This is a genomic window from Photobacterium lipolyticum, from assembly GCF_003026475.1.
In the GTDB taxonomy this organism is placed as follows: Bacteria; Pseudomonadota; Gammaproteobacteria; order Enterobacterales; family Vibrionaceae; genus Photobacterium; species Photobacterium lipolyticum.
Genome location: NZ_PYMC01000031.1, coordinates 1 through 9,263, shown reverse-complemented (window position 1 = coordinate 9,263; position 9,263 = coordinate 1). Strand labels below are relative to the sequence as shown.

9 protein-coding genes and 1 tRNA gene are annotated in these 9,263 nt (G+C 47.5%); 4 read left to right on the top strand and 6 right to left on the bottom strand.

Going from position 1 to position 9,263, the window contains the following annotated elements; genetic code table 11:
- Nucleotides 1-181 (bottom strand): FAD-binding protein (locus C9I89_RS21970; protein WP_170107762.1); only part of this gene is annotated, 181 nt, incomplete at its 3' end.
- 419 nt (nt 182-600) lie between these two features.
- On the opposite strand from C9I89_RS21970, the gene C9I89_RS22625 reads away from it, so the two are divergent.
- Nucleotides 601-780: a hypothetical protein gene (locus tag C9I89_RS22625; protein WP_170107761.1), complete on the top strand. Its 180-nt coding sequence runs from the start codon at nt 601-603 to the stop codon at nt 778-780.
- Entirely contained in the window at nt 737-1,708 is a 972-nt protein-coding gene (gene epmA / locus C9I89_RS21965) for an elongation factor P--(R)-beta-lysine ligase (RefSeq protein WP_107285461.1), read from the top strand. Before C9I89_RS22625 ends, epmA begins: the two co-directional genes overlap by 44 nt.
- A 119-nt stretch (nt 1,709-1,827) precedes the next feature.
- Here the strand turns inward: epmA and C9I89_RS21960 are convergent, their stop codons facing one another.
- From C9I89_RS21960 to rsgA, 5 genes are all read right to left on the bottom strand, one after another.
- Nucleotides 1,828-3,711, bottom strand: coding sequence for a methyl-accepting chemotaxis protein (locus C9I89_RS21960; RefSeq protein WP_107285460.1), 1,884 nt, complete (start codon nt 3,709-3,711; stop codon nt 1,828-1,830).
- A 239-nt stretch (nt 3,712-3,950) separates the two neighbouring features.
- Nucleotides 3,951-4,667 carry a glycerophosphodiester phosphodiesterase gene (locus tag C9I89_RS21955; protein ID WP_107285459.1) on the bottom strand — a complete coding sequence of 239 codons (717 nt, stop codon included), beginning with the start codon at nt 4,665-4,667 and terminating at the stop codon, nt 3,951-3,953.
- 31 nt (nt 4,668-4,698) lie between these two features.
- A complete protein-coding gene (locus C9I89_RS21950) occupies nt 4,699-6,114 on the bottom strand; it encodes an SLC13 family permease (RefSeq protein WP_107285458.1) in 1,416 nt (471 codons plus the stop codon).
- A 138-nt stretch (nt 6,115-6,252) separates the two neighbouring features.
- Nucleotides 6,253-7,131, bottom strand: coding sequence for an archaetidylserine decarboxylase (asd, locus tag C9I89_RS21945; RefSeq protein WP_107285457.1), 879 nt, complete (start codon nt 7,129-7,131; stop codon nt 6,253-6,255).
- Nucleotides 7,132-7,334: 203 nt separating this feature from the next.
- Nucleotides 7,335-8,387, bottom strand: a complete 1,053-nt coding sequence (rsgA, locus tag C9I89_RS21940) for a small ribosomal subunit biogenesis GTPase RsgA (protein WP_107285456.1) — start codon at nt 8,385-8,387, stop codon at nt 7,335-7,337.
- Nucleotides 8,388-8,466: 79 nt separating this feature from the next.
- Between rsgA and orn the strand changes: the two genes are divergently transcribed.
- Both orn and C9I89_RS21930 read left to right on the top strand, forming a co-directional pair.
- On the top strand, nt 8,467-9,012 hold the full coding sequence (gene orn, locus C9I89_RS21935) for an oligoribonuclease (RefSeq protein WP_107285455.1): 546 nt from the start codon (nt 8,467-8,469) through the stop codon (nt 9,010-9,012).
- A gap of 129 nt (nt 9,013-9,141) precedes the next feature.
- Nucleotides 9,142-9,218, top strand: a tRNA-Met gene (locus C9I89_RS21930).
- Nucleotides 9,219-9,263: the final 45 nt, after the last annotated feature.

The window sequence follows — 9,263 nt, the reverse complement described above, 5'->3', positions numbered from 1 at the left end:
CCTCATCCTTGATGACGGCAGCGGAGCCACCCTCTGCAGCTACGGTATGAGAGCGCATTGGGTAAACTTTAGAAATCAGTGCAATTTCTAAGTCTGGGTTTGCTTCAGCAGCAGCGATGGCAGCACGTAGTCCTGCGCCACCTGCGCCGATTACAGCGATATCTGTGGTAATTGTCTTCACAGCTATCCTCCGGAGGTAAGACGAAAAATTTAACAGGCATGCATATACACACCTATCCTTGAAATCCTAGTTTTATTCTATGCAACAAAACCGATAGAAAATTTGATTTAGACGCATCTTTCGAAGTGATGTAGCCCTAAACTGTCAGGGGATTGCAGGTTTTGTGATTATTGTCACAATTTGTAATGTGTATCGCTTGTTAATTAACCGGCTCATTATGTGGTGGTTGTTTCTGGCCCGTTATTGCTGTGTTTCTTTTTTTGTGTATAAGTCATTAATGTTAAAAAAGATTGAATCATAATAGGGGGTGGCGCTTAAATGTAATGTTGAATTTACGGGGTGATAGTTACATTCTTGCGGTTGTTATGTTCTTTTTTTGTGTTTACTTTGATTGAGGGACTTAACGTAAGAGTCATTGGTTGTTCATATTTCTTTATAAAAGGGCATTGTTCAATATTTTCGGTTTAACGGAAGGTGAGTGGCTGCTATGTGAACAGCTGGCGGGCTTTGGTAAACTGTCACCAGATGATCAGCCTGAAACTAAGAAGTGGTATTATGTCTTTACCTTGGCAACCAACGGCCTCAATGGAGCAGCTTAAACAACGTGCTGCTATTCTTTCTTCTATCCGTGATTTCTTTTCCCGCAAAGATGTGTTGGAAGTCGATACACCAGCCATGAGCCAGGCGACAGTAACGGATGTCCATTTGCATGCTTTTCAGACTGAGTTTGTCGGCCCGGGTTATGCCGGCGGGCAGACACTCTACATGATGACCAGCCCTGAATTTCATATGAAGCGTTTGCTGTCTGCGGGTAGTGGCCCTATCTATCAGATTTGTAAGTCATTTCGTAATGAAGAGTCGGGTCGTTATCACAACCCAGAATTTACCATGCTGGAATGGTATCGTCCTGACTTTGACCATCATGAGCTGATGGACGAAATGGATGAGTTACTGCAGCAAGTGCTGGGTTGCCCGCAGGCTGAGCGGATGAGCTACCAGCAGGCATTTTTGCAGGTGCTGGGTGTGTGTCCGCTGGAATGTAGCATGGATGAGCTTAAAGTGGCTGCAGCTAGGTTAGGTTTGGCTGATATAGCGGAGCCGGAGCAGGATCGCGATACCTTGTTGCAACTACTGTTTAGTGTCGGTATTGAAGTGAAAATTGGCCAGCAGGTTCCGGCGTTCGTATATGATTTTCCTGCATCACAAGCCGCATTGGCTCAGATCAACCCGGCGGATAGCCGAGTGGCGGAACGCTTTGAGGTGTACTTTAAAGGCATTGAACTGGCGAACGGTTTCCATGAATTAGCCGATGGTGATGAGCAGCTTGCTCGATTTGAGCAGGACAATAAGAAGCGTCTGGAAATGGGATTGAAGTCACAACCGATTGATTTACATCTGGTGGAAGCACTGCGAGCCGGTTTCCCTGATTGTGCGGGTGTTGCGTTGGGGGTTGATCGTTTGATCATGCTGGCGCTGAAGTTGGATCATATTGATCAAGTTACTGCTTTCCCGATCGACATTGCCTGATTTTTAAGGTGATGATCCTGAGGGGAGCAAGCAGAAAAAAACGCTGTGAATCACCATAATGGTGTTCATCAGCGTTTTGAACAATCGGCTTACTCGTAGACTATACGGGCATGGCTGCTTTATACCTTAAAGCGAGAAATATCTTGTCGCATCGCTTTTGCTGAATCACTCATTTCGCGGGCACTTTGGCTAACATCTGCCGTTTGGTCCGCTAAATGGTCAGAGACATCTTTAATAGCCTGAGTATTTCGGCTGATGTCTTCACTCACTGCGCGTTGTTCTTCGGCAGCACTGGCAATATGGGTTGCCATGTCAGAAATTTCTGTAATGGCTTCTGTGATTTTAATCAGGCTGCTGTTTGCCGATTCCGCGTAACCGACACTCTGATCGGCCAGTTCAGTACTCGCCTGCATGCTATCAACGGCCTGATGGGTATTCCGCTGCAAGGTCTCGATCATGCTGCGGATTTCTTCCGTCGAGTCATGAGTGCGCTTACTCAGCACTCGCACTTCATCGGCAACAACCGCAAAACCGCGTCCTTGTTCACCGGCACGCGCGGCTTCAATGGCAGCATTCAGTGCCAGCAAGTTAGTTTGCTCTGCAATGCCCTGAATAGTCGAGAGGATCTGGTTGATGCCCTGGGCGTTATTTTCCAGCTCATGGATGACGGTTGCCGCTTCCTGTACCTGATTCGCTAGCGAGGTAATGGCATCTCGGTTTTGTCCGATCACCCGCTGACCTTCATCACAGGCATTGGTTGAAGCCTGTGCAGCGGCAGCTGTCATTTCGGCATGGCTGGCCACTTCTCCTGATGTTGCCGACATTTCATGAATGGCAGTGGCAATCTGGTTAACATCGTTCTGCTGGTCGGCGACTTTCTGCGATGCCAGAGCTGTTTGCTTGGAAGATATGTCAGCGTGTTCACCCAATGTGTGCGAGTGAGCAACAACGCCTTTTATCATCCCTTGCAGCTGCGCTAAGAAGCGGTTCATGTTATCGGCCAGTTCGCCGATTTCGTCCATACGTTCAATTTCAATCCGCTGGGTCAGATCGCCACTGCCCTGAGCAAGCTGGTTGACCGACTGATTCAGGTTATTCAGCGGACGTAACAGGCTGTTAATGATCAGGGTCGCAATGATTGAAATGATGATATAAAGACCAATGGAGGCCATCACAACGAAGGTGATCTGTTCTGAGATTGAGGCAAATGCCAGAGATTTATCTTCGATAAGACCCAGAGTCCAGTTGGTGCCTGCAATTGGTGCAACAAAAATGAGTTTGTCTTTGTTCTCACTGTCTAACGAGAACGTCTCGATTGTCTGCCGGTTTTGCAGCTGACGGATCAAGTCCGGGGTTAATTCGCTGTCTAACTGAGTTAATGGCTGCTGGCTTAAGGTCTCATCCCGATAGGCAACAATGCGGTTGTTACCATCGATTAAAAAGGCGAAGCCATCATGATCCAGTTTCAGGTTCAGCACTTGATCGATGATATGGCTGACGGTCAGATCTGCGGCCAGCACTCCGGAGTGTTTGCCCTGAAAGGCTTTGGCAAAACTTACCACAATACTGCCATCAAAATCCTGATAGGGTTCCGTTAGCGTCAGTTGGCTTGTGTTCATAGCATCCTTATACCAGGGACGGGTACGCGGATCATAATCGGCAGGCCAGTCTTCTGATTTATCACCATAGGCGATGGTACCATCCGTGAAACCGGCATAGACGGATAGGAAATGGCCAGCTCGTTTGGTTAGCAGCAGTTCACGGTCAACGTTGTCCTGAGCGGCAATAAGGGATTCGTTGGCCAGCATCATATCGCTTCGAGTGCTTAGCCAGTCGGTAATATAGCGGCTGGTGGCCTGACCGATATCAGTCATTTGGCTGGTGACTTCTGAGGCGGTTTCCTGTTTCAGCTGGCTAATGGAAATCCAGGCCTGAACTGCGCTAACCGAAGCGATAATCGCGGCGATGGCAATCTGGATTTTAAATTTGATCGTATATCTCATCGAAGACTCTTATATTTGGTAGCAACTGATGACTTCAAGGAAGTAAGGTATGAAGTCTGAGTGGTTATTTTGAACGCTTAAATGCATCACGTGTAGTATCGGCCTTAAGGGCATAATCATTAGTGATAAAGTTCATAAATGCAGCGATGGGTGTACTTAAATAAAAGTAACTGTGAGCTTTATCCCAGCCGGAAGAGATAAAAAAGTAATAGGACAATTTTCCGCGGATTGATGATTACCTACTCCCAGACAGGCCGGACAGCGGTTTGTGGAAAAGAGGCAACGGCGGCTTCAGGGATATCGCAGAATATACCATCGACACCCATCCGAGCTAACCACTGCCAGTCATCAGGTTGGTTGACGGTGTAAACATAACATTTCAAACCGCGTTGATGTGCATCCGTTACTAACTCCTGACATACCGTATCGATATCCAGATTGACAGACCAGGCACCCAGATTTTCGGCAAATGCACACTCATCCACTGGGCGAGAAGCCGTTAATGCGCCAAGCTTCAGCTTGGGGGCGAGTGTCTTAAGTTGCTTGAGTAAGTGATGATTAAAGGACGAAATCAAAAACTGATCGGCGCTAAAGTTCAGTATATTGCAGGCCAGGTCGAGTTGCTTCAGTAAAGGGGGAAGGTGGGTGACGCATTTTAGCTCAATGTTAAGCGCGCACTGACCGTTTACCAGCGTCAATAGCTGCCATAAGGTTGGCACGGATTCACCGTTGCCCGCATCAAGTTGTTTTATCTCTTCCAGGCTATATGCCTGTAGCAAACCTTTGCCATTGGTGGTGCGATCAAGCCAGCGATCATGGATCACCAGGCATTCATCACCATGGCTGTGAATATCGAATTCAATGGCTTTTGCTCCGCTGTTAATCGCAGCCTGCATGGCGGCAAGGGTATTCTCCGGGGCAAGTGTTCTTGCCCCGCGGTGAGCGATGATCAGCATACAATCCAAACTCCATTCATTATTTAGCCATTCAGGTCAGTACAAGAGCGGCAGTATAGACAATTGCCAGGCCTACCAGGCCAATAATAATACCGGTTTTCGCCATGTCTTTACTCTCAATTAAGCCGGTAGAGTAAGCCAATGAATTTGGCGGGGTTGATACAGGCAATATCATGCCGAGGGAGGCTGAAAACGCGACAACAACCAATACGCCCTGCAAGCCGCCGATCGAAGCCAGGCTTTCCATTGAAGCTGCTACTGCTGCCGCAATCGGCATCAGCAAGTTGGCGGTCGCAGTGTTAGACATGAAATTCGCCATTATCCAGCAAATCAGCGACAGGGTAAGTACGACGGCAATCGGTGAAAGGGCATCGTAATCAATGGCATGAGCCAATGCTGCTGCCAGGCCGGTTTTGTCCAAACCAAGGCCGATGGCGATACCGCCAGCGACCAGCCACAACACATCCCAGTTGATCAACTTTAGCTCTTCTTTGCCCATGATCCCAGTCAGAGTGAAAACCGCCAATGGAATGATGGAAACCACATAGGTATTCATGCCGTGCAACGAGGTCGTCATCCACATCAGAATAGTAAGGGCAAAGGTGATATATACCACGATCGCCTGCCAGCTTTTCTGGAAAGTACCTTCGAGCTTAAGCTCCATTTGTTGCTGGGAAGAGGGGAACAGTTTCTGCAGCAACCACCAGGCAAAAGCCAGCTGCACAATGACAAATGGCAGACCCATCATCATCCAGCCAAGGAAGCTGATGCTATGTTCTCCGGTCAGGTACTGCAGGGCGATCGCATTGGGTGGAGTACCGATAGGTGTTGCGATACCCCCTGTATTTGCGGCGATTGGAACACATAGTACCAGAGCTTTAATCCCGATATCCCCTTTCGGAACCGAGGCAACAATAGGTGCTAACAGGGCCAGCATCATCACTGTGGTGGCGGTGTTTGACATAAACATTGAGAATATGGCGGTGATCATCATTAAGCCCAGCATAATAAATTTTGGCTGAGTGCCGAAAGGTTTAAGTAATACCCGGGCCAGGTTGTTATCAAGCTCATATTTTGATGCAGCAATGGCTAACGCAAAACCGCCCATGAATAGAATAATAATCGGTGAAGAAAATGCACCGAAGATATCGGTGTATTTCATCATATCACCCATCTCATGACCTGTTGGCGGGGTGCGGAACAGGTGCAGCCCTTTATCAGAAATCATGATCAGTTCGAGGGCAATGATAAGGATGGAGGTTGCGAATACGGGAACGGGTTCTAGTACCCAAAGGAGTGCGGCGAGAGCAAAAATGGCCAGAAGGCGGTGTTGGATCAGCGTCAGGCCTTCTATGGGAATGGCATTGATCGGTAGCATCAAAATACCGAGCGGGATCCCGAAGGCCATGAATAGCCGAATGAGCTGCGATATAGATATTCTTTTCATAGTGATGTCGGCTTGCTTATTGTTTAATAATTGCAAATCAGCATACTATTTGAACGAATGTAAAATCCTCGACATGGTCAATTTTTGGGATCAAAAAAGGGGCGGTAGTCGCCCCTTTATTCCAGAAATGTTAACTGGTTACGCTTTGTCTTGGTTTCCATTGAGCTCGGCGTATGGCTGACCCATCCGGGTTGGTTGCTCTGGTTTCATTTCTTCGACAAAGTGAAGCATCTCTTTCGGGAACAGGTTAATCACGGTTGAGCCCAGTTTGAAGCGCCCCATTTCCTGGCCTTTCTTCAATACAACGGACTGAGCGCCTGAAGCCGGGTAGTCCCAGCGACGAACATCCGGGCCTGTCGGCGGAGTGACGGTGCCAGCCCATACCGTTTCGATACTGCCAACAATGGTAGCCCCAACCAGTACCTGAGCTACCGGGCCGTGAACGGTATCAAAAATACACACTACTCGCTCATTACGGGCAAACAGATTCGGTACATTTTGCGCGGTCAGCGGATTGACCGAGAACAGATCGCCAGGAATGTAGATCATCTGGCGTAGCGTGCCATCGCATGGCATGTGAACGCGGTGATAATCGCGCGGCGATAAATACAGGGTTGCGAAATCTCCCCCCATGAATTCTTCAGCCAGTGTTTTGTCGCCGCCCAGCAGTTCGCAAGCATCAAAGTAGTGACCTTTGGCTTGAAACAGACGTCCTTCTTTAATCGGGCCGAGTTGACTGACACAGGCGTCAGCAGGGTAGCAGAAGATATTGTCGTCAGCATTAATCGGACGAGCACCCTCTTTGAGTTCACGAACAAAGAAATTGTTAAAGGTCGAGTACGCGGCAGGATCCGGATTGCGTGCTTCCGACATATCGACGTTGTACTGGCCGATGAACCAACGAATAACTGCGGTGGTAAGTTTGCCCGCTTCTAATGAAGCCAGTTTACCAGCTAAGCGGGTTAGGGCATGTTTCGGGGTGCAATACTGCAGGCCAATTTTGATGTTATCTAGCACGATATGTCTTCCAGAAAATGTCAATTAATCAACAACCTAGCTATTCTCTTTAACATCTTGGAATAACTTCAACTGAGAATAATACCTAAAACGTGCATGAAAGTCAGTTAATTAGGTCTGGGTATGTAGATAATGGAGGGAGGGTGCTGACTTGAAACGACGGGCAATCTCCGCTTTTTGGGGAGGAAAATTGCCCGACGAGTCTAGTTCGGTTTATTGCGTGAAAACTGGCGGTTTGCCACGTTTTCCGACATGCTTTCAATAATCTTATGGTAGCTGTCGTAACGTTCACGGCTTATCTTTCCAGCTTCGACCGCCTCTCGGATCAGACAGCCGGGATCATCGCCATGTTTACAGTCGCGGAATTTACAGCCGCCTAAGTATTCACGAAATTCAACAAAGGCTTCAGTGACTTGTTCCGGCTCTAAATGCCAAAGGCCAAATTCACGGACTCCGGGCGAATCTATAAGATCACCACCACCAGGGAAGTGATAGAGCCTTGCAGCCGTGGTGGTGTGCTGGCCTAAACCAGAACCCTCGGAGACATCGCCGATATCCGCTCCGACCTCAGGCATCAGGGTATTAATCATACTGGATTTACCAACACCGGATTGGCCGGCAAAGATATTGACGTGATCTTTAAGATCATCTTTCAGTGCTTCCATACCTTCACCAGTTTCAGAGCTGACGAAACGCAGTTCGTAACCAATTTTCTGGTAAAGAGAAAGTGTTTTCTCTACTTTTTTGCGAACATCCGCCTCTAACAAATCAATCTTATTTAATACAATTAGAGGCTCAATACCGACGGTCTCTGCCGCGATAAGGTAGCGGTCAATAATGTTAAGCGACAGTTCCGGTAATATGGCCGAGACAATAATGATCCGGTTTACATTGGCTGCAACCGCTTTTATACCATCATAGTAGTCAGGTCTTGTTAGCATTGATTCACGTTCGTGAACGGCTTCGACAACACCAGAAATGCCATGTAGCGCTTCAACTCCTGGACGCCAGACGACACGGTCGCCAGAGACTAAGCTCTGAATACTTCGGCGCAGGTTGCAACGATGTATCACTCCTGTTTCAGGGTCTTCAACATCAGCATGTTGACCAAAGCGGGTAATAACCAAGCCTTCACGGGCTGATTCCAGTAGCGTTTCATCCCATTGGACGTCCGCTTTTTCGCGATTTAGTCGTTTATTTTGGTTAGAGCGTACGCGACGGCTCTGGCCTTTAGTCAGCTTTTTCTTTTTTGCCACAAGAATATCGTCAGTTTAGTTGGCTTTCGGTATAAGCCAAGTATGATACATGGTTTAGTCATAAAATAGGCAATATCAAATGACAATCAGCGATCAGAATCTTATTTGGGTTGATTTGGAAATGACTGGTTTAGATCCAGAAACCCATCAAATCATTGAAATTGCAACTATCGTGACCGATGCCCAATTGAACATTTTAGCTGAAGGTCCGGTTTTGGCGATCCATCAGCCAGAAGCTGAATTAGCTAAAATGGATGACTGGTGTACGAATACACATACCAATAGTGGTCTGGTTGAACGTATTCGTCAAAGTACCATTGATGAAGAGGAAGCGGTACGCCAGACCATCGCTTTCCTGGAAAAATGGGTACCGAAAGGTGCATCACCTATTTGTGGTAACAGTATTGGTCAGGATCGTCGTTTTCTTTACAAATATATGCCGGAGCTGGAACGGTATTTCCACTACCGTTATCTTGATGTCAGCACGATTAAAGAGTTAACCCGTCGCTGGCAGCCTGAATTGCTTGCAGGCTTTACCAAGAAAGGTAGCCACCTAGCGCTGGATGATATCCGTGATTCGATTGCGGAGTTACGCTACTATCGTGAGCATATTTTTACTATTTGACGGTAAAATAAGCATTTGGAGGAAAAAGTACGGATTTTTTTTTAGAACTGTTGCATCCGTCATTTTTCCTCGTATAATGCGCAGCCTCGAAAGGCAATAACGAGTTTGTTTCCTTTTGATAATTTCGGACGCGGGATGGAGCAGTTTGGTAGCTCGTCGGGCTCATAACCCGAAGGTCGTTGGTTCAAATCCAGCTCCCGCAACCAACTTACTTGTTAAGTCAAGTATGCGACACTAGCTCAGCTGGTAGA